Annotated in this window: 20 protein-coding genes; 4 read left to right on the forward strand and 16 right to left on the reverse strand. The window is 67.8% G+C overall.

Annotation, left to right across the window (positions count from 1 at the left end; translation table 11 throughout):
- Positions 1 to 200: 200 nt before the first annotated feature.
- The 7 genes from ACFW5B_RS17955 to ACFW5B_RS17985 form a co-directional block, all read right to left on the reverse strand.
- A complete protein-coding gene (locus tag ACFW5B_RS17955) occupies positions 201 to 1,949 on the reverse strand; it encodes a relaxase/mobilization nuclease domain-containing protein (RefSeq protein ID WP_386439978.1) in 1,749 nt (582 codons plus the stop codon).
- A 2-nt stretch (positions 1,950 to 1,951) separates the two neighbouring features.
- Complete coding sequence (locus ACFW5B_RS17960; RefSeq protein ID WP_386439980.1) at positions 1,952 to 2,302, reverse strand: plasmid mobilization protein; 351 nt, start codon at positions 2,300 to 2,302, stop codon at positions 1,952 to 1,954.
- Between the two features lie 597 nt (positions 2,303 to 2,899).
- Positions 2,900 to 3,922, reverse strand: coding sequence for a DUF2637 domain-containing protein (locus ACFW5B_RS17965; protein WP_386439982.1), 1,023 nt, complete (start codon positions 3,920 to 3,922; stop codon positions 2,900 to 2,902).
- Positions 3,919 to 4,512 carry a WhiB family transcriptional regulator gene (locus tag ACFW5B_RS17970; RefSeq protein WP_386439984.1) on the reverse strand — a complete coding sequence of 198 codons (594 nt, stop codon included), beginning with the start codon at positions 4,510 to 4,512 and terminating at the stop codon, positions 3,919 to 3,921. The genes ACFW5B_RS17965 and ACFW5B_RS17970 overlap by 4 nt, the downstream gene beginning before the upstream one ends.
- A gap of 94 nt (positions 4,513 to 4,606) precedes the next feature.
- Positions 4,607 to 5,389, reverse strand: coding sequence for an ATP-binding protein (locus tag ACFW5B_RS17975; RefSeq protein ID WP_386439986.1), 783 nt, complete (start codon positions 5,387 to 5,389; stop codon positions 4,607 to 4,609).
- Entirely contained in the window at positions 5,389 to 6,408 is a 1,020-nt protein-coding gene (locus ACFW5B_RS17980) for a hypothetical protein (protein ID WP_386439988.1), read from the reverse strand. Before ACFW5B_RS17980 ends, ACFW5B_RS17975 begins: the two co-directional genes overlap by 1 nt.
- A gap of 2 nt (positions 6,409 to 6,410) precedes the next feature.
- Complete coding sequence (locus tag ACFW5B_RS17985; protein ID WP_386439990.1) at positions 6,411 to 6,770, reverse strand: hypothetical protein; 360 nt, start codon at positions 6,768 to 6,770, stop codon at positions 6,411 to 6,413.
- Positions 6,771 to 7,584: 814 nt separating this feature from the next.
- Here ACFW5B_RS17985 and ACFW5B_RS17990 point away from each other — a divergent pair.
- The 4 genes from ACFW5B_RS17990 to ACFW5B_RS18005 all read left to right on the forward strand — a co-directional run bounded on the left by ACFW5B_RS17990 (position 7,585) and on the right by ACFW5B_RS18005 (position 10,993).
- Entirely contained in the window at positions 7,585 to 8,025 is a 441-nt protein-coding gene (locus ACFW5B_RS17990) for a helix-turn-helix domain-containing protein (RefSeq protein ID WP_386439992.1), read from the forward strand.
- A gap of 147 nt (positions 8,026 to 8,172) precedes the next feature.
- Entirely contained in the window at positions 8,173 to 8,619 is a 447-nt protein-coding gene (locus ACFW5B_RS17995; RefSeq protein WP_386440101.1) for a hypothetical protein, read from the forward strand.
- Positions 8,616 to 9,743 carry an MAB_1171c family putative transporter gene (locus ACFW5B_RS18000; RefSeq protein ID WP_386439994.1) on the forward strand — a complete coding sequence of 376 codons (1,128 nt, stop codon included), beginning with the start codon at positions 8,616 to 8,618 and terminating at the stop codon, positions 9,741 to 9,743. The genes ACFW5B_RS17995 and ACFW5B_RS18000 overlap by 4 nt, the downstream gene beginning before the upstream one ends.
- Before the next feature lie 62 nt (positions 9,744 to 9,805).
- The gene (locus tag ACFW5B_RS18005; protein ID WP_386439995.1) at positions 9,806 to 10,993 is read left to right on the forward strand and encodes an amidohydrolase family protein; all 1,188 of its coding nucleotides are present in this window, start codon (positions 9,806 to 9,808) and stop codon (positions 10,991 to 10,993) included.
- A gap of 36 nt (positions 10,994 to 11,029) precedes the next feature.
- Here ACFW5B_RS18005 and ACFW5B_RS18010 read toward each other — a convergent pair whose 3' ends face one another.
- The 9 genes from ACFW5B_RS18010 to ACFW5B_RS18050 are packed head-to-tail and all read right to left on the reverse strand — an operon-like array spanning position 11,030 to position 18,221.
- Complete coding sequence (locus ACFW5B_RS18010; RefSeq protein ID WP_386439996.1) at positions 11,030 to 11,809, reverse strand: 3-deoxy-manno-octulosonate cytidylyltransferase; 780 nt, start codon at positions 11,807 to 11,809, stop codon at positions 11,030 to 11,032.
- Between the two features lie 24 nt (positions 11,810 to 11,833).
- A complete protein-coding gene (locus ACFW5B_RS18015; RefSeq protein WP_386439998.1) occupies positions 11,834 to 12,400 on the reverse strand; it encodes an NUDIX hydrolase in 567 nt (188 codons plus the stop codon).
- Positions 12,401 to 12,405: 5 nt separating this feature from the next.
- Entirely contained in the window at positions 12,406 to 13,527 is a 1,122-nt protein-coding gene (locus ACFW5B_RS18020; protein ID WP_386439999.1) for an adenosylhomocysteinase, read from the reverse strand.
- Positions 13,528 to 13,554: 27 nt separating this feature from the next.
- Positions 13,555 to 14,550 (reverse strand): NAD-dependent epimerase/dehydratase family protein, encoded by a 996-nt coding sequence (locus ACFW5B_RS18025; protein ID WP_386440000.1) that lies wholly within the window; start codon positions 14,548 to 14,550, stop codon positions 13,555 to 13,557.
- Positions 14,551 to 14,584: 34 nt separating this feature from the next.
- Positions 14,585 to 15,421, reverse strand: a complete 837-nt coding sequence (locus tag ACFW5B_RS18030; protein WP_386440002.1) for a phosphotransferase — start codon at positions 15,419 to 15,421, stop codon at positions 14,585 to 14,587.
- A complete protein-coding gene (locus tag ACFW5B_RS18035; protein ID WP_386440004.1) occupies positions 15,418 to 16,074 on the reverse strand; it encodes a histidine phosphatase family protein in 657 nt (218 codons plus the stop codon). Before ACFW5B_RS18035 ends, ACFW5B_RS18030 begins: the two co-directional genes overlap by 4 nt.
- Complete coding sequence (locus tag ACFW5B_RS18040) at positions 16,071 to 16,832, reverse strand: phosphotransferase (protein WP_386440006.1); 762 nt, start codon at positions 16,830 to 16,832, stop codon at positions 16,071 to 16,073. The genes ACFW5B_RS18035 and ACFW5B_RS18040 overlap by 4 nt, the downstream gene beginning before the upstream one ends.
- Positions 16,832 to 17,677 carry a class I SAM-dependent methyltransferase gene (locus ACFW5B_RS18045; RefSeq protein ID WP_386440008.1) on the reverse strand — a complete coding sequence of 282 codons (846 nt, stop codon included), beginning with the start codon at positions 17,675 to 17,677 and terminating at the stop codon, positions 16,832 to 16,834. The genes ACFW5B_RS18040 and ACFW5B_RS18045 overlap by 1 nt, the downstream gene beginning before the upstream one ends.
- Positions 17,678 to 17,708: 31 nt before the next feature.
- Positions 17,709 to 18,221 carry a topology modulation protein gene (locus ACFW5B_RS18050; RefSeq protein ID WP_386440010.1) on the reverse strand — a complete coding sequence of 171 codons (513 nt, stop codon included), beginning with the start codon at positions 18,219 to 18,221 and terminating at the stop codon, positions 17,709 to 17,711.
- Positions 18,222 to 18,228 lie beyond the last annotated feature (7 nt).

Raw genomic sequence — 18,228 nt, forward strand, 5'->3', positions numbered from 1 at the left:
TCATTCCCGGTACGGGGATGTACTCGTCAGCCAGCTGCGTCTCGGCCCGGAAACACAACGGATCGTCAGCGAGGGTGCCCGGCGGGGCACGGTTCAGTGGGCTCGGACGTCCTCACTCAGCATCCGTAGCTCTCGTTCTTGTCTCCGTGATCACCTCTCGCAGCAGCCGCTGTTGTGTGTCCAGCCCTTCGCTGTGCAGTTCAGCGCCTCGGCGAACGCGCGCGCAGATCGGGCTGCACCACGCGAGTTGGGGGCATGCTCGGCGTTGGCCGGATCGAGCGGTCTTCAGCCGGGGGCGTCTTTCGAGCCTCACGCGCATGGGGTTGGGTCACCGCCGCGGGCAGCTTGGCCAGGCGTCGCAGTCGCCAGACGAGTACGTCGGTGACGCTGTCGGCGGTGTCCAGTTCACGCCGTTCGATGGCCTGCTGGAGCAGGGCTTCGGGGTCGTGGCCAGCTCGCTCGGCCTGGTCCAACGTGGCGGCCAGTGCGTCCCAGCCAGGTTCGCGTAGCAGGCGGTCAGCCTGCTCGGGCAGGGTGGATTCGAGGGTGCCGGCGTACCGCTGCCGTACAGGTGCAGGGAGGTGGCGGCCTTGCTCGCGCATGGCGTTCATGGGGGCGGCGGCAGCGGACCGGTAAGCAGCACGAAGGTGCTGGGCGGCCTGTTGGACAGCGGCTGCTTGCTGGGCGTGGCCGCGGGCGGAGTGCCAGCGCACGGCGGCGATGGTGACGAGGACCATGGTGGACAGGAGCATCGCGGTGGCGCCGCCGTCCTCGCCTTTGCCGAGGGAGTTGCCGGCGCGGATGATGCCGCGGGCGGCGGAGCGGATTGCGCGGTTGTCGGCGTGCTCGGCGCGGGTGTGGGATCGGGTGGCGCGTTCGAAGGAGCGGGCGGCCTCGGCGAGTTCCCTGCGGGTCGAGGCAGGGGAGGTCTGGGCGACCGCATCGAGCAGTTCGCCGACGCCGACCAGTTGTGCAGCGGAGTCTGCGTCGTCGTCTCCGCTCAGTGCCGATGCTGCCCGTTCGGCGACGTGGGCTGCTTCGCGTCGAGCGCGAGCCGTGCGAGGCTCTCGTGCGCTGGAGCGGTCGTTGAGGGGTGCGTCCCCGTCGGGAGGCCCTGCGTCGAGGCGCTGGCGGATCCTGGGGAGGGAGAGGTCCGGGGCGAGCCTCGAGCCGGAGAACCAGATGGGTTCGCCGTCGCGGTTGCGGTCGCCGGGGAGGGCGACCTTGTATCCGAGGGCGTCGCCGGAGGGGGCGATGCGCTTCTCGATGCGAAGGCCGGCCTCGGCGAGGCGGCGGAAGAACTCCTCCTCGCTCGCGGCTCCGGCCAGGGCCTGGCGGACGCTCTCGCGCAGAGTCTCGCGGGGCGTCTCGATTCGTCCGGCGCGCTCGGCCTTCGCGCGTTCGGCGCTGGTGGGGCGCTGGGCGGCGGTTCGGTCTCCGCCGTTGAGGATCTGCAGGCCGAACTCGGCTTCGATCTTTCGGCATTCAGCCTGGGCGCGGATGCCGTCTTCGTGACGGCGCGGCCGCCGGCCGTCTTCACGGACGAGGGTGGCGACGAGGTGGATGTGGTCGTCAGCGTGGCGTACGGCGACCCAGCGGCATGCCTTGTCGTCGCCCTCCTCGGCGATGCCGGTGGCGTGGACGATACGGCGGGCGACCTCGGCCCATTCGGCATCCGTGAGGTGGCGGTCGCCGGGTGCGGTGCGTACGGGGCAGTGCCAGACGTGCCGCGCCGGGCGGCGGTTCTTCGGCAGCGCGAGGACGGGGAGGTCGAGCCGGTCAGTGAGCTGCTTGAGCGTGGCGACTGGGTCACGGCCGGGGTCGGGGGCAAGGCCCGGCATCCAAGACGCGACGAGGTGCGGGTCGGTGTGCTCCTCCCTGCGGCCGGGCCCGTAGAGGTAGTTGAGCAGTCCGTACGTGCGGCTGCCGGTGGAGATGTCGGGCACCACCGTCAGCGCCTCGCGATCTCGATGGCGGCGTCCTCGACACGGGTGGCGGCACGCAGGACGCGAGCCACCGTCTCGTCCACGTGGTCGGCCTGGCCACCGGAGTTGAGAACGCGAGCCACCTGGTTCAAGTTGTTGCCGACGCGGGCGAGCTGCGCACTGGCAGCCATGAGCTCTTCCACCCGGCCTCGCTGGTCCAACAGCCATGCCCTGGAACCGCCTTGGGCCTGGGCGACCGCAACCGCGGCGTCGGCCAGAAACCCTGCGGTCTTCAGGCCGGCGGCTTCGGCGGCGCGCTTGACTGTGTCGAGTTCGACTTGGGTCAGGCGGACACTGCGGACTTGATCGCGTTGCACGCTCTGGCGCAGGCGAGGGCGCGTACGCGTCGCGACGATCGCGTTCAGTTCCCCTCCTGGCTGCGGTCCGCCCTCGGTCGCAGCCCCAGAGCCCGGCACCCCCTGGTGCCGGGTCTCCCCCGCCCCTTCTGGGGCGGGGGCATGCGCTTCCGAAACTCCTCCGCTGCCCGTGGCTGCGGAGGAGTTTCGGAAGCTACAGCTTGCTCGGCCTCGTGCCAGGCAGTGGCATTGCTGCGGTTCAGAGGTGGTGCCGGACGGTTCGGAGGAGGTCATCGGGGCGTCTCCGTCGTGTGTCCGCGTACGGCGCGGAGGATTTCAGCGACGTAGTCGAGCGCGAGGACTGGGTGGTGGAGGGTTCGGGGTGTGCTTGCCGGGGTTCGCTGGACGGTCCAGCTCCCGTCGGGCCCGGGTTCTGCGCAGTGGAGGTGTCCGTGGTCGCGAAGCACGGTGATCCAGGCGTCGGCCTCGGCGTGGGTGGCCAATGTCTTGCGCATCGTGGTGCCTCCGCTGTGTGGAGAAGTCGAAGTGTGGGTGTGCGGGGCGGGTGACCCGGCGCTACGGAGAGGCCGGGTCACCCGCTCGGCGTGGCTCGTTCGGTCAGCCCGTCCTGGTGACCGAGCCCTCGTTGGCCTCGGCGCGGAGCTGCTGCATCAGGTCGGTCAGACGGTCGTTGGCGAGCGGGAGGTTCTGTCCGCGGATGGCGTCCGCGACGACCTGGCGGGTGGCCTTCCCCGCCTCGGCGACCGCCCGGCGGGCGATCAGCAGGAGGTTGTCGGTCACCGGATCGGTGTCCGGGGTGTCGTTGTCCGAGGCTTCCGGATCGGTGACCGGGTGAGCCTCCGGCTCTGCGGAGGGCGGGGCGGCCAGATGGAGGAGGGTGACCGTGGCGGGTCTGCTGGCTGGGTGTCCGTCCAGGTCAGCGGTTCGGCCATCGTGCTCCGGCTCCGGCTCGGCCAGGTCCTCCCGCTGTCCGGACAGGTCCTCCGAGGCGGCCGTCTCCTGGGTGCCCTGGCTGACCGGTGCCGTCGGGCGGTTGGTCTCCGGGGCGGACAGCGCAGCCGGGTGTCCGGAGGTGACCGAGGTCGGCCGGTGCTCGTCCTGGCCGACGGGGGTGCCCTGGCGGTCAGCGGTCACCCGGTCAGTCCGGACACCCACGGTGTCCGGGTGTCCGAGGACAGCGGGCTCGGCGGCTCGCCGAGCGATCAGGATGTACAGGTGGACGGCTCCTGCCAAGGCGAGCGGGGCGAGGGTGGACAGGATGCCGACGGTGACGTCACCGAGCCGCAGCCCTGCGCCTTGCACCTGCTGCTGGTTCAGGCGCACCGCGTGCAGGGCGTTGGCCCAGATGCTCGCAGCCGTCGCGGTGCCGAACAGCATCCAGACGTAGCAGCGGGCGGCAAGCGGTGCGGCGCGCAAGACCAGGAGGCCACGCACTCCGTAGGCAATGAATCCGTCGATCACCAGGGGGAAAACGTAGGTGAGGAATCCGCGGATGTGGATGGCGATGGCCATCTGCTGCAGGGCGTCGTAGGAGAGGGCGCAACCGGCACCGCCGAGGGCGACGATGGCGGCGCGATCCCAGCCTGTGATCCGGGCCGGTATCGGCGCGATGTGATTCACGCAGCCGTCCCAAGGTCGTCGCGGGAAGGGGTCTGTGCCGACGGCTTCTTCAGCACCGCGGTCTGGCTCTTGGGCTTCTGCTTGCCCTCGTTGGCCTTCTCCTGCTGGCCAACCGCCCGGTTGCGGATCTGGCGGCGGGTTTTGCGGTAGAGCTTCTGGGCGTGCTCCTTGGTGCACTTGAGCAGCCGGGCGAGCTCTTCAGCCGGGGTGCCGGCCTGGTAGGCGGCGCGGACGACGGCCCGGCGTTCGGCGGCGGTGAGATGGATGTCGCTGCCGGCCAGGGTGGCGTTGACGCGGGCGTAGTCGAGGCGGTGCTGGAACCTGCGATGCAGGGGTTGGCGTTCCTCTTCGGTCATGCCGCCTCGGATACCGTCTTGGTCGCCGTTTTCGAGGGCGGCGTCGAGGCAGGTGGTGCGGACGCGGCACTGGCCGCACAGTTCCTTGGCCGCTTGGATGCGGTCCATCTCGTCCGGCTCGGGGAAGAAGAGGTCCGGGTCGTCCTGGTCGTGGACCGTGGAGCGGCAGGCGGCGCGATCGTGCCAGGAGATGTCGCCGAGGGTGCGCGGCGTGAGGTCTTCGGTGGTGCTCATGGGTGTCTCCGTTCACCCCCGGGCGCGTTTGGGCAGGCGCGGCCTGGGGGTTGGTGCGTAAGGCGGGCCGGTGGCGGCGGTCGCGAGCGGGCTCTCAGCGGCTGTGTCGGCGAGCCGGGGCTGCGGCCATGGGGGCTGCCAGCTCAGCTGGTTCGGCGCATGCGGGCGGCATGGCGGCGGCGAAACTGCGGCGGTTGGCTGCGAGGGATCTTCTACGGTCGGGGCCGTCGAGGATGACCTTGTCGGTCATCTCGGTCAGGCGGGAGGCGACGCGGTCACCGATGTGGGCGCGCAGGTCGGCCATGCCGAGGTTGGTGGTGACGAGGGTCGGGAGCATCTCGTTGTAGCGGCGGTTGATCAGCCGCATCGTGATCTCCTCGGTCCATTCGCTGCTCTTGGCTGCCCCGAGGTCGTCGATGATCAGCAGCGGGCAGCGGGCCAGGTCCATCAGCTCCCGCTCGCCGTCGTGGCCGGGGCGGGGCCGCAGCTCCGCGTACAGGTCGGCGGCCGTGATCGCCTTCCAGCGCAGCCGGACCCCGGCGAGGAGCAGAGACCGGACGGCGCCGTATGCCTGGTGGGTCTTGCCGGTGCCGGTGGTGCCGACGATCAGTAGTGAGCGGCCTTGGGCGATGCCCGGAGCCCCCTTGGGGCCGGGGCGTCCGGCCTGGGCAACCTCGCGGACCCAGGCGGCGACCGCGGGGTGGTCGGCGACGGCGTCCTGGTAGCGGGCTGGGATGCGGGCCTGCGCCGCCTGCAGGGCCGGGATCGGCTCGGCCGGATCGGTGAGTTGGGCCTTCGGGTCGATGCCCCGGGTGGTGAGGATGTGGGCCAGGCGGCGGGCGATGCTGCCGACGGGCTGGGCGTCGTGGTCGCGCATTACAGCTCCTCGGCGTAGGCGGCGGCAGGGTCAGCGGGATTGGCCCAGGCCCGGTGGCCGGGCAGGTTAGACCGCGATTCCGGCCGCACCAAACCGGCCGACGAGGCGTTCATGGCCTCGTTGACCATGCTGGTCAGCACGCTGGGGTGCTTGGGGTTGGCGGCGAAGCGCTGCAGTCCGCCCCGGATGTGCTCCGGGGCGATGCCCTCGTCCAGGAGCTTCTTGGTGATGCGACCGAGGTGGCCGATCACGTCGCCCGGCGGGCGTTGCGTGCAAGCGGCGACGTACTCGCCGAGGAGGTCCTGCGCCGATGGGCTGGGTGCGGGCGCTGTGCGCCCCGAAGGATAAGAAGATCCAGGATCCAAGATCCTAGATCCAGGCGCCGAGTCTTCGGAGAGGGTTCGGGGAGCCTTCGGGGAGTCCTCCCTGACAGGCTTGTGACCTGCGGTTTTCTTCGCGGTTCGCTTGGGAGCATCGGTGGCGCCGTCGAGCGTCGCCTGCTGGCCGCTCTTGCTCTTGGATCGGACGGTGGGAGTCGTCACGGGAGCCTTCGACGGCCGATCGAGGGTGCGGGGAGTCTTCGCCGAAGTTTCGGGGAGTCCTCGGGGAGTGTTCGCCCGACTTTCGGTGAGCACGGTGCAGGTGCCCTTGCAGGATCCGCAGCGTTGGGTGGCGTGGTGGTCCGGGCAGGTGGGGATGCGCGTCTGCGAGGGCTTGTCGATCTTCTGGTGCTCGAACCAGGTGACGATGTGCAGATAGCGGCGGCCGTCGCAGCCGGTGTACCGGCAGATCAGCCCGGCATCGGCCAGCTGCTGCAAGTCGTCCTCGACGTGGACAGGGGTGTGCTCGGCGCGCAGGGGCCAGAGCAGCCCGGCGATGATGGCCGGGTTGTCGCGGAAGCGGCCGTGGTCGTCGGCCTGGGTGAGGAGGCCGAAGAAGGTCCGTTCGGCATGGACGCTCACCTCGGCGAGCGACTCGCTGGTGAAGGCTTCGGGCTTGATGGTGCGGATCCTGGCCATGGTCAGCGGCCTCCGCCCGTTGCGGCGTATACCGCGGCGGCAAACCGAAGGGTGCCGGTGGCCAGGTCGAGGTCGTACGTCTCGTCCCAGGAAACGTCGGGGTGTACGCGGATCACCCAGCGGGCAACCGTCACACGCTGGGCTCGGCTGAGGGCTATGAGCTGCCCCTGGGCGTCATACGCGCGGGCGTAGGGGCTCGGCCAGTTCTGGCCGGGTTGGCGCTGCGAGACGCGGATGGTGCAGGCTCCGGGCACCATGTCGGCAAGAAGCGCGGCCAGGCGGTGCCGGCGGGCGTCAGCGGAGGGTGCGTCGGCCTTGGCCTGCGGGGCAGGGAGGGCCCTTCCGCTCGCGGACTTGGGCATGCGAGAATTCCTCACTCGTAGGCGAGGTGAGACGGCCGTTCTCGTCGAAAAGGTCAGCCGACTCGCCCCGGTTATGTATCCGCCCCCCTTCGGGGTGGCGGGTTCGGCGCCCGGAAGCTGCTAACTTCTGGGCGCCTTCTTCATTCCCCTTGGCAATCTGGGATTTGACGCTTACTCAGCCCACTCCCCCCTTCCCGCTCATTGGCTTCCCTTTCGGCTGTCCCGCCGAGGGACCAGCAACATATGCAGTTCCCGCGCCAAGATCCAGAGATAGCTGGAAGGTCCTCCACAACACCCAGCGAGAGGCCACACCACCGCTCCGCCACCCGCACCTGCAGGTGGACTGACGGGTCACGAACAACTTCGAGGGGTCCATCACAGCGCGCAGAGTTCCCGTGCAACCTCTGAAAGTAATTCGATCTTCTTGCGGCGCTGGTCGTAGCGATTTCGCACCGGGATTCCTCGCCGCCAAGTGCGGGCGAAACGTGCGATTTGCGCCGACTGTCCACGGCCGACCGGAACCCGCCCGACGGGCGAACGGTGGCAAAGTGTTCATCGGGGCGCCGAGAGCGGCCTGAGCGGAAGCCGGCCATCGAGGCTGGATTGCTCCGCATCGAGCACTGGCGCTCGAATCGATCAAGATCTTCACTCACATACAAGGCCATCACCTCCTGATCTTTCACCTCAGTGGAAAACGCTGATGGGGACCCTATACCTGGACCGCCATCCGCTCAACTGAGGTGAAGGGGTCGATCCGCGCAGCCTCCACTCGTGTACGCTGGCCGATGGACTCTCGGCGAGAGGAGGGGAAGTGGTGAGCGAGGAGACAGGCCGCTCTTTGGCGGAGAAGATCAACCATCTGTTCGCGACGATCAAGGACGACGACGGTAGGGAATACAGCAACGATTACGCGGCGAACGCCATCAGCCAGACGGGGATCAACATCTCCATGAGCTACATCTGGCAGCTACGGAAGGGGAAGAAGGACAACCCGACCGTGCGCCACCTGCAGGGTCTGGCGAACTTTTTCGGTGTGCCGATCTCGTACTTTTTCGATGACGCCGTAGCTGGGCAAGTCCATGGCCGATTGGCTCAATTGGAAGCCGAGCGCGCGGGGGTCGATGAGGCACTCGAAGACCGCGATGTGAAGTTGATGGCAATGCGCGCCGGCGAGCTGTCGGAAGCGCGAAGAAAGCAGGTAATGGACCTGCTTGACGTTGTCTACAAGTTGGAGCAGGCAGAGCACCGCGAATGACGCGCTGTCAACGGCGTGATTCCGCGGCGAGGGGGTGCTGTTGCCGCGACACTAGTCGTGTGCGGGAGATTGACCGTGAAAGAGCGAGAGCTTCGCAGGCGTTGTAAACGTGAACTGCGAGCCCTTGATATCCAGCCCCCCTTGCAGGTGGACCTGCTCTGCCAGCAGCTAGGGGAGCGGCGTGGCCGCCCCATCCGGTTGGTGTCGCACCCGATGCCGGTGCCAGGGCCGTTCGGTGCGTGGATCGCCACCCCGTCCACCGATTACATCCTGTACCAGCAGGAGACCACCGCGAGTCATCAGCGGCACATCATCCTCCACGAAGTGGGCCACATCCTGGCGGACCACCAGAGCGAAGGAATCGACGATGTCGCGCTGTGGAAAGGGGCGGTCCCGGACCTCTCGTCAGGATCGGTCAAGCGGCTCCTGCGGCGGACGTCGTACGACGAAGAGCATGAACGTCAGGCTGAGTTGGTCGCCACCATCATCTTGGAGTGGGCTTCGGTTCTGGACAGGGTCGCACCGCGGCGGGCCTCCACGCCCTCCCTGCGTCGCGTGCAGGCAGCCCTCGGTGACCGGCAGGGGTGGCTGTGACCGGCCTGCTCTTCTCCGCTTTCATCCTCGACCTGGCCGTGGTGTGGAAGCTCATTCAGCTCGCCCGGGATCCCCGCGATCTCCCTCTCCGCGCTGTGACCCTGTGTCTCATCTGCACCCGTGCTTCGTTTGCCCTCGGCCTGGATTCCGCGGCCCGTCTCGTGGACAACCTCATGGGCCCAGGATCCGCGCGGTTGGTGCAGAACGCCCTGCTGCTCGGCGCGGTCTACTGCCTGATGTGCGTCTACCTCTTCTCCGCAGAGGAGCGGGAGCGTGCTATCCGACGGGCCCGATGGGATGCCCTGCCATTGGCATCGGCCATCACCGTCCTCGCACTGACGACGGTCGCCACGCCGGTCAGTGTCAGGGGCCGAGATTTCGCCACCGCTGACGTGACGGCAACGCCCGTGGCCTTGTTCTTCATGGCCGCGCTTCTCTACCTGATCTACGCACTCGCTGCGGCGCTGTGGTGGACCTGGCGGCATGCGCGGATGTCCCTCCGCCCGCTGTCCACGGGGCTGTGGCTCACCGTGGGGGCCCTGGCCGGCATGGTGATGGCCAACATCGGCCGCCTCGCTATCGACGTCACACGATGGCGTGGTGCGAACGTCCCGGCGTGGCTGAACCACGGCACGCAGGGCCTCCTTGCGCTTGCAGTCCCAGTGTTCATCGTCGGCGTCATCTATTCCGGCGCCGCGATGCGATTGGCGAGCGCGCGAGTCTGGCTGTGTCACCGCAAGGCGTACCGGCGTCTTCGCCCACTGTGGGAAGCACTGCACGAGGCATTTCCGCAGGACGCCCTCAGCCGCGTACCCGCCAGCGGCTGGCGGGAGTTCCTGTCCCTGCGCGGCACCCACTACCGCTACTACCGACGGGCGATCGAATGCCGGGACGGCTTGGTGCGAATCAGCCCGTACCTGGCACAGCAAGGAGTGAACGACGGCACGCCGCATGCGTCTTTGGCGGGCCACCTGCGACACGCGCTGCGCGCCCAGGCCAACGGCGAAGCAGTGTCGGAGCAAGCTGTTGCCGTGGCGCTCCCAGGCGAGGACAGCCTCGATGCCGACGTACGGCAGCTGATCTCCCTGTCGGATGCGCTCAAGCCGCACGCACACGCGCGGTAGCCGACACCAGGGCATGCAGCCCGACCCGCCCGACAAGCGACCCCACGACGAGGAGCGGCACCATGACGGAAACTTTGATCACGGCCGGCCGGGTCATCACCGGGCCCAACGGCACCACCGTTACCGATGGCGCCGTGCTCGTCCGTGGCGACCAGATCGCCGCGGTCGGCCCGCGCAAGGAACTCGAGCAGCTAGCACCCCACGGAATCCGTACCGTGTCCTTTCCGGACGGCACCGTGCTGCCGGGCCTGATCGATGCCCACACGCATCTCATCTTCGATGCGAGTGCCGACCCTGTGGCTACCGTCCAGGACAGCAGCGACGAGGAACTGCTGGAAGGCATGGCCAAGCGCGCTGAGCAACTGGTCCGCAGCGGCGTAACAACTGTTCGGGACCTGGGCGACCGCAACGGTCTCGCCATCCGCCTGCGCAATTCCATCGCCTCGGGGACCCTGCCCGGACCGCGCATCCTTTCGGCGGCAACACCGCTGACATCCCCCGGGGGCCACTGCAACTTCTTCGGCGGAGAGGTCGAGGGCGAGCAGGCCATCCGGGAGATGGTGCGACGCAATGCCCGTCTCGGAGCGGACGTCATCAAAGTCATGGGCACGGGCGGTGGAATGACCAAGGGCGGCCCTGCCATCTGGCAGAACCAGTTCACCGAGGACGAGCTGCGCGTCGTGGTCGAGGAAGCCCAGAGCCTCGACCTGCCCGTCGCCGTCCACGCCCACGGCACCGACGGCATTGCAGCCGCCGTAGCCGCCGGCGTGAAGACCATCGAGCACTGCACCTGGATGACCGAAGGCGGCGAGTTCGATCTCCGGGACGATCTCCTCGCCGAAATCAAGGCCCAGGGCATCTACGTGTGCACTGCGACCAGTCCCAACTGGAGGGCGTTCGCCGAACGGGTTGGCCACGACCGCGCGGAGTACCTGTTCTCCTCCATGCGCTGGATGGCCGACAAGGGCGTACCCCTGATCGCCGGCACGGATGCCGGAGTCACTCGCGCGGTCTTCGACAAACTGGTCAACAGCCTGGAGTTCTACCAGTACCTCGGGATTCCCAACGACAAGATCCTCGACATGGCCACGGTGGATGCGGCCCGAGCTTTGGGCATCACCGACACCGGGCGCCTTGCTGAAGGCCAGCGTGCAGACATCATCGCCGTGGATGGAGACCCGCTGTCCGACCTCGGTGCGCTGCGCGAAGTCCGCCTCGTTGTCGCAGGCGGCAAGACGGTCCGGCGCTGAGCCCTGCGGAGCTGCCCTGCGTGGCGACCGGGGCTGTCAGAAGGTGGCCGAACTGGCCTGCGCCTGTCCCAGGAGAAGACATGCCCGATCGAGGTCCTCGGGGGTGTCCACTGCAAGGCCAGCGTCGACCACGGGCAACATCCGTACGTTGCGTGAGTGCTCGATCAAACGCAGCATCTCGACGCCCTCGGCGCGTTCGAGCGGCCCCTGGCCCAGGTTCCGAAAGATCTCCAGTCCTTCTGCCGTGAATCCGTACAGCCCAAGCTGACGGAAGTAGACAGGCTGATCGCTCCGGGGATACGGGATCGGCTGACGGGAGAACATCAGGGCGTTGTTGGCCGTGCTGACGACGACTTTGACGACGTTGTGATCGATGGCAGCTGCGGCATCGGTTATGCGCGTATAGGCGTTGACCGCTAGAACAGTAGCGTCGAGATGGGCGATGGCTTCCGAGACTGCGTCGATCGCGGCCGGGTTGATGAACGGCTCGTCGCCCTGGACATTGATGTACGCGTCGGCGTCGAGGTACTGGGCACATTCGGCGACTCGGTCGGTACCGGTAGCGTGCTCGCCGGTCATCACACAGGGTATGTCGAGCCGCCTGCACGTCTCTGCAATGCGACGGTCGTCGGTGGCGACGATGGCATTATCGAGATGTTTCGCTTCTTGGCATCGCTGGTGGACGTGCCACAGGAGTGGCTTGTCGCCGAGCATGGCCAGAGGCTTACCCGGGAATCGTGATGCGCCCCAGCGGCATGGGATCACCGCTATGTGCCGGCGCGGGGTGTCCTTCGACTTCGTTGTGGTGGCGGCCACGGTGTTCTCCGGTCGGTAGGCAGGTCAGAGACTCGTGAAGCTGGGCAGGAGAGTGAGTTTGGCTGCGATGGTCGGTGCAGTGACCTTTGTGAAGGGCAGCCACCGGTAGTCGGTGACTTCATCTGCTTGGAGGTGGATCTCCCGGCCGCCGAGAAGCCGGAAAGCGAACCGGAAGTCGTAGTGCTGGTGTGTCGGTTCGCCTCTATCGGGGTTGGCTGCGATCTCGTGCACATCGATATCGAGTGGGACTTCTTCGTAGCCCATCAGCGGCACCACGGCGCTGGGCCGGATACCGGCCTCCTCCTGCAGTTCGCGCAGGGCAGCACGGGGGAGAGCGGTGTCGGCAGGCTCGATGTGCCCGCCGGGGGCAAGGTCCTTGTCGAGGATCTTGTGGCGGATGTGTAGCACCTGGTCGTGCCGGTCGATCACGATGGCGCTGCAGGTGACGTGGCCGGGGTAGGTCTTCCGGCTGGTCGCGTCGTCCGGGCGCGTCAGGGCACTCAGGAGGGGCGCGAGCGCTTCCCGCTCGTCGGGGTGGCGCCCAAGGTACGCCTCGGTCGTGTGGTGGATGTGGCTGCGGGACGGGGGCATGTGGTTCACCTGGTGAAGTGGTCGAGCCAGACTCCGGCTATGGCCTGGCGGTCGTCTGAGGGCATCTCGTGGAGGCCCGGGTCGTGCGCGCCACGGCTGAGGGCGGACGTGGCGGCGAGGATCTCGGCCTGGACGAGGTGGATATATGTGCCGACGGCGGCGCCGTGCAGGAAGTTGACTGCGTTGCCGTTGGCGAGCACGTAGAAGTAGTGGCCGGTCACGTCGTAGCGAGTCAGCTGTTCCCCAACCGGGGTGCGCCGGTAGAGGTCGTCGAGCGCGTCGAGTTCGAGTTCGTCCTCGGAGGAGGTGACCGAGGCGACGTACGCGCCGTTGCGCAAGGCTGCGAAGTCGCTCTGCCGCAGGGCCAGGTTGCCGGTGGCACACAGCACGAGGCCGGCCTCGTCGATCGCTTCCGTGCAGGAGGCGGTGGTACGGAAGCCCTGGGCGTGGGCTTGCACCCGCTTGACGGGGTCGTTGTCGTAGATCACGACGCGCAGGTCGTGGGCTCGCAGGGTCTGGGCGATGCTGCGGCCGACCTTTCCGAATCCGATGACGCAGGCGTCGCGGCTGGTGAGGATGTCCCCTCGGGTCCGGACCAGGGCTTCCGTGGAGAAGACGATGGACCGCCCGACGAGGTGGTCCTCGCAGTCCTTCAGCGGGGAGCGAGCCACCGAGAACACGGGGCAGGGCAGTTGGCCGAGAGCCTCATATCGCTGGTGGCCGTTTTCGGTGTCCTCGACGACTCCCAGGATGCGGCCGGAGAACTTGTCGACCAGCGTGTCGAGACTGGGGGCGTAGTAGCCGCCGATGTCGAGAAGGACCACGTCGCAACCGGGTGCGGTGTCTTCGAGGTACTCCAGGGCGCTGGTCGGATCGGCGAACAGTTCACGGGTGAGGGTGTGGACGGCGTGTGTGCGGCGGACCTCTGCCAGGGTGTCCTCGCACACGGACTTGGGCTTGGGGAGAACGGCGGCGACGGTGGTCGAGCGGGCCATCGCGCGTAGAAACGCTGGGCGTTCGGGGAGCAGGTGCGTGATGATCAGCGAGGTGGCCTGGCCGGCGGCGGGGAAGCGCTCGGTGATGCGTCGGAAGAAGGCGTCCAGCCGGGCTCTCTCTGGGCTCTCCACAGCAACTCCTCTCTCGTCGCGAGGTGGTCAGGCGGCCGTTCGGTGAGCGGGCTGGGTCAAGGCTCGTAGCTGTGCGCGCATGCCGGTGGGCAGGTCGACCGTGGGCTGCCAGCCGAGCACGGCCTGGGCGCGGCGGGGGTCGGCGCGGGTGGTCAGTACGTCTCCGTTGTGCGCGTTATCGACGTGGATCTGGATCTCCCGGCCGACGAGGCTGTTGGCGATGTTGATCACGTCGATCAAGGAGGCGTTGGCTCCGCCGCCGACGTTGACGATGCCAGTGTCGATAGGGGCGCCCGCAGCGGAGATGGTGGCGGCGACGGCATCGTCGATGTACGTGAAGTCGCGGCGCTGGTGTCCGTCCCCGTACAGCCGCAGTGGTTCCCCGGTCATGGCGGCGCGGAGGGCGCGGTGGGTGAACATGTCGGGGCGCTGGCGGGGGCCATAGACCGTGAAGTAACGCAGGGCGATGACGCTGGTGGGGCAGTCGGCTCGGGAGGCGTGGGCGAGGCAGAGCTGTTCCTCGGCGAGCTTGGTGACGGCGTACGGGGAGGCCGGGCGGGGGTGATCGCCTTCGACGCTGGCGCCGCCGTTGGTGGGGCCGTAGACGCTGGAGGAGGAGGCCACGACGAGCCTGGGGACGTGCATGCGGGTGGCGGCGTCCATGAGCCGCTGGGTGGCGAGGATGTTGGAGTTGACGTACTCGTTGAACTGCGGTCCCCACGAGGGCCGTACACCGGGGATGCCGGCCAGGTGAAAGATCACGTCTGCGTCGATGAGGAGCGGATCGATCGCGCAGGTGAGGAGGTCCGCGGTGATGTGCATGTAGCCCGGGAGGCCGTGCAAAGCGGCCATGTTGGCGGCGGCTGTCTGATCTCTTGCTGGGTCGCGGCGGTCGACGCCGATGACCGTGGTTCCTGTCTGGGCCAGGGCGTGCGCGAGGTGGGATCCGATGAAGCCGGCCGCGCCGGTCACCAGCGCGCGCCGAGGGCTCGATGCGGTTGCGGCGGAGTGGCGGTCTGACACGGAAATCTCCAGTGATGGGGTGGCGGTGGAGCGGTCAGCTCAGTCGGGACAGGACGGTGCGCCCGTGGGCGCTCAGGACCGCGTCGCCCTGTTCGTGACCGCGGACGATTGCTGTGACGGCTTCGATGGCGCCGAAGCGCTCCAGGAGCCGTTGTTCGGTGTCCGTGAGGTGACTGCCGTATCCGATGAAGAACACCTCACGCAGTCGAGGGGCCGCCTGCCAGTGGCGGAACTCGAGGCGGGCGAAGTCCCGGATGCGGGCGTCGCGTCGCATGTGCTCGAAGTCGAAGGCCCAGAAGCCGTCTCCGACGCGCCAGTTTCTGGGTTGGTAGTCGAGGTGGCTGATGGCGCTGTCCATGGACGTGCCGGCCAGCTCGTCCGCGGTCTGCAGGAGAAGACTCCGCTGGGTGCCCGAGAGGAGGTCCGTGCTGTCGGCCCTGGCAACCCAGCTTCGGAGACGGTCTGCCAGCGCGGCTCCCATGTCTCCGGTGCCACGACGGTTTGTCGCGCGATGGAGACCGCGAAGTGCAGCTCCGGCGTCGTGGTGTGCTCGCTCCTCCTCGTCCGAACCGGGCAGCAGTGCGTCACCGCTTCGGCCGGGCACTGCGGTGAGCAGGAGGGTGTGCGTCGAGTCCTGGTGACCGACTAACTCGGGGGCGTGGTCTTGGAGATGGCGTCTCCACGTCAGGTAGGCGTGCGTCTCTTGGACGTATCGGGCCTGGCTTCTGTGCTGCTTGGCGAAGTAGGTGATGCCCCGGGTGTCAATGAGCTGCAGGAGGTGGGGTGGGAGCGTCGGGTCAGCGACGATGCTGACAGCTCCGACCGTGTGGCGCGCGAGTTGGATGCGCGGGTCGGCGTGCGCTGTGCTCATGGCGTCGCTCCCGCTGCTAATGCGGCGAGGTGGGCGGTGTCGTTGTGCCGGTCGAGCATCCAGCGGCGCTGGCCGAGCCGGTTGTGGTGGTGCTGCCAACGGGTTACGGAGGCGTGGGAAACGTTGAATCCGGCTTCCGTCATCGGCCCGAGTCCGAGTAGGAGGGCGTGTGCGGCGAGGATCGTTTCGCCATGGGCGGCGAACACGACTCGGCCCCCGTCGTGACGGGCGATGAGTTCGTGCAGAAACGCCTCGGCTCGCTGGAGGTAACCGTTCCAAGTGTCGGATCCCGCGGCCCAAGGTTGGTCTGGGTGGGCATGTGGTCCACCGTCGGCTGCGGTCTTCACGTAGTGCCAGGGCTTGCCGTCGGCCTCACCGTGAACGGGTCCATCGAGGCCAGGTTCAACGAGGGGCTCCAAGCCGAGGGCTTGCCCGAGGATCTGACCGCTCTGCTGCAGGCGCAGTCGGGGGCCGGCGTAGAGCGCGGTGAAGGGCTGCGCTCGGTGCTCGGCGGCCAGCTGGGCTGCGGCCCTCTGGACCTGGAGGTATCCGAGGTGGGTGAGCCCGGTGCAGGTTGCGGGTCCGCCGACGCGACCGTCGACATTGCACCGGGCCTCACCGTGGCGGACGAAGACGAGTTCTGTGGTGATCATGATGTGCCTTGGATTTGTCGGAGCTGACGCAGCCAGCCGTAGCGGTAGCCGTGACGCCCGGCGTACGGCGCGGTCAGTACGGCATGCAGTGCGAGGAAGTCACCAAGGCGCTCTCGGCTCGTCGCCCCCAGCTGGGCGTCATGCCGGGCGGCGGCGTGGTTGTAGCTGTTCAGGGCCGCTTCGATATCGGGTGGGTCGATCGGGCCGTGCGTCATAATCAGCGTCGTGATCAGCTTGGCCAGGTCGTATCCGAACGGCGCGAGGGTGAGGTCGTCCGTGTCGACGCTGAAGACCGTGCCGCCCTCGGTGATCAGGAAGTTCCGCAGGTTGCAGTCCTTGTAGAAGGCGGCAGGGCCCTCCGTGGAGCGCTCCAGCAGCGTCAGCATCGCCTTCAGAGCGGATGTGTCGGGCAGAAAGCCCTGTTCCAGCCGGTTGCGCAGGGCCACTGCCCGGCAGGAGCGGAAGTCTTCGAAGAGCGTGAGGTCCCGGAATTCGTGCCGCGTGTCCAGCTGTGCTCGGTGCAGGTCGCTTGCCCAGGCAGCGCCGTGCGCGTCGCCCAAGAGCTCGGCCAGTCGCGGTAGGTCCTGTGTCCGGGCGTGACGGCCGTCGATGTACTCAAAGGTAAGGCTGGTCGGTCGGACCACGGTCAGCGCTGGCTGCCGCAGGGGCTTCGCATGGCTGGCGAGCCATGCGTAGTGACGGGCTGCGGTCGCGGCCTTTGCCGGGGACTCGTAGTGCTTGGTGAACTGGAAAGGCATCACGTTCCCCCTTCTTCGGACCGCGCCACGACATAGGTGATGACGGATGTGGTGGTGATCGGCTTGTCCGGGTGCCACTCATGGAGCGCGGCGGCCAGGGCGGCCGGGTTGCCGTACAGACCGGGTGCGAGGTCGTACTTGGGATTGGTGGCGATGTACTCGGCGGCGTGGTCGAGACCGGAGAACTCGAAACGGTGCTCCTCGTGTTCGACTGCCACCACGTCCATCGACGGCTTGGTGAGGTCGGCGAGGTTGTTTCCATGCGCTGCGGCATAGAGGCTTTCGTGGCGCTCGGCTCGTGGGTCGAGGCCGGCAGCGGCAACGAGGGCGTCCATGTCGCTGTAGCTGTCGAGTGCCTTGGTGACCAGCACGGCGAGCCCGCCGGGCACCAGGCAGCGGGCGATTTCCGCGATGGCTCGGCCTGGTTCGGGCGAGTGGTAAAGGCAGAATGCCGCAACAGCCAGCTCACACGATTCGTCTGGCAGGGGTAGGTGGTGGAAGTCGCCTTGGTGGAAGTCGACTTGGGTTCCGGGGTGATGGCCGGCCCAACTGCGGGCGGCGGCTACCAGGGCGGGAGAAGCGTCGATTCCCACGAGCCGCTGTGGCTTAAGTTGCTTGGCCAGGACGCGGCTGCTGGTGCCCCGACCACATCCGATGTCCGCTACCAGGTCGAGACGGCGATCGGCCCCTGCTCGGTGCGCCTGAGCCAGCTGGACGATGGCCTCGGGAACGAAACGACCTGCGGTCTTGGCCCGCATCAGCGCGCTGGAGCGGCTGGCCAGCCGGGCCGTGTGGCCATACAGCTCGCCCTGCCGGTCGGGGTCGAGAAACGGGTTGGTGATCACGAGCCGTACCCCCGCTCGGGGCGCGGAGTGTTCAGGTGTGCTGTGCGGCGACCTGCTGCAGCCAGCGTCGCGTGTGCCGGCGGCTGGTGAGGAGCACCACTTCGGCGTGCCCGGCGGAGAACTCCTCGATCTTGGCCATGACCCGCGGTCGCATCTTGCGCCGGTAGGTCGCCACGTACTTGATCACGCCCCAGGTGATGCGGTTGTGCACCCCGTTGCCCTTGTGCCCGGCACCGTGCCGGATCTGCCGGGAGAAGATCCCCCACAGTGCAGCCGGTGTCGAGACGTCCATCAGCACCACGGTGTCGCAGGCTTCCAGCCGGATGTGCAGCGTGGAGTTGTAGTTGCCGTCGATGATCCACGTCGGCTGCGCGACCAGGCCACGCTGCACCTCGGCGAACTTCTCCATGGGCAGGGCGTTCCACTCGTCGTCGTAGAACGCGGCATCCAGATGCGTCACCGGAGCATCCAGGATCTTGGCCAGCTTGCGGGCAAGATCGGACTTGCCACTGCCTCCGCAGCCGACGATGGCGACCTTCTTCATGGTGCTC

The organism is Streptomyces sp. NPDC058773 (assembly GCF_042746015.1).
Lineage (GTDB): Bacteria > Actinomycetota > Actinomycetes > Streptomycetales > Streptomycetaceae > Streptomyces.

Coding starts and splice junctions, on each gene's coding strand:
- ACFW5B_RS17975 (WP_386439986.1), bottom strand. CDS start 5,389: ATGCGCGACCACGACGCCCAGCCCGTCGGCAGCATCGCCCGCCGCCTG.
- ACFW5B_RS18015 (WP_386439998.1), bottom strand. CDS start 12,400: ATGCCCCCGTCCCGCAGCCACATCCACCACACGACCGAGGCGTACCTT.
- ACFW5B_RS17970 (WP_386439984.1), bottom strand. CDS start 4,512: ATGAGCACCACCGAAGACCTCACGCCGCGCACCCTCGGCGACATCTCC.
- ACFW5B_RS18035 (WP_386440004.1), bottom strand. CDS start 16,074: ATGATCACCACAGAACTCGTCTTCGTCCGCCACGGTGAGGCCCGGTGC.
- ACFW5B_RS18030 (WP_386440002.1), bottom strand. CDS start 15,421: ATGAGCACAGCGCACGCCGACCCGCGCATCCAACTCGCGCGCCACACG.
- ACFW5B_RS17980 (WP_386439988.1), bottom strand. CDS start 6,408: ATGGCCAGGATCCGCACCATCAAGCCCGAAGCCTTCACCAGCGAGTCG.
- ACFW5B_RS18050 (WP_386440010.1), bottom strand. CDS start 18,221: ATGAAGAAGGTCGCCATCGTCGGCTGCGGAGGCAGTGGCAAGTCCGAT.
- ACFW5B_RS17985 (WP_386439990.1), bottom strand. CDS start 6,770: ATGCCCAAGTCCGCGAGCGGAAGGGCCCTCCCTGCCCCGCAGGCCAAG.
- ACFW5B_RS18040 (WP_386440006.1), bottom strand. CDS start 16,832: ATGCCTTTCCAGTTCACCAAGCACTACGAGTCCCCGGCAAAGGCCGCG.
- ACFW5B_RS18005 (WP_386439995.1), top strand. CDS start 9,806: ATGACGGAAACTTTGATCACGGCCGGCCGGGTCATCACCGGGCCCAAC.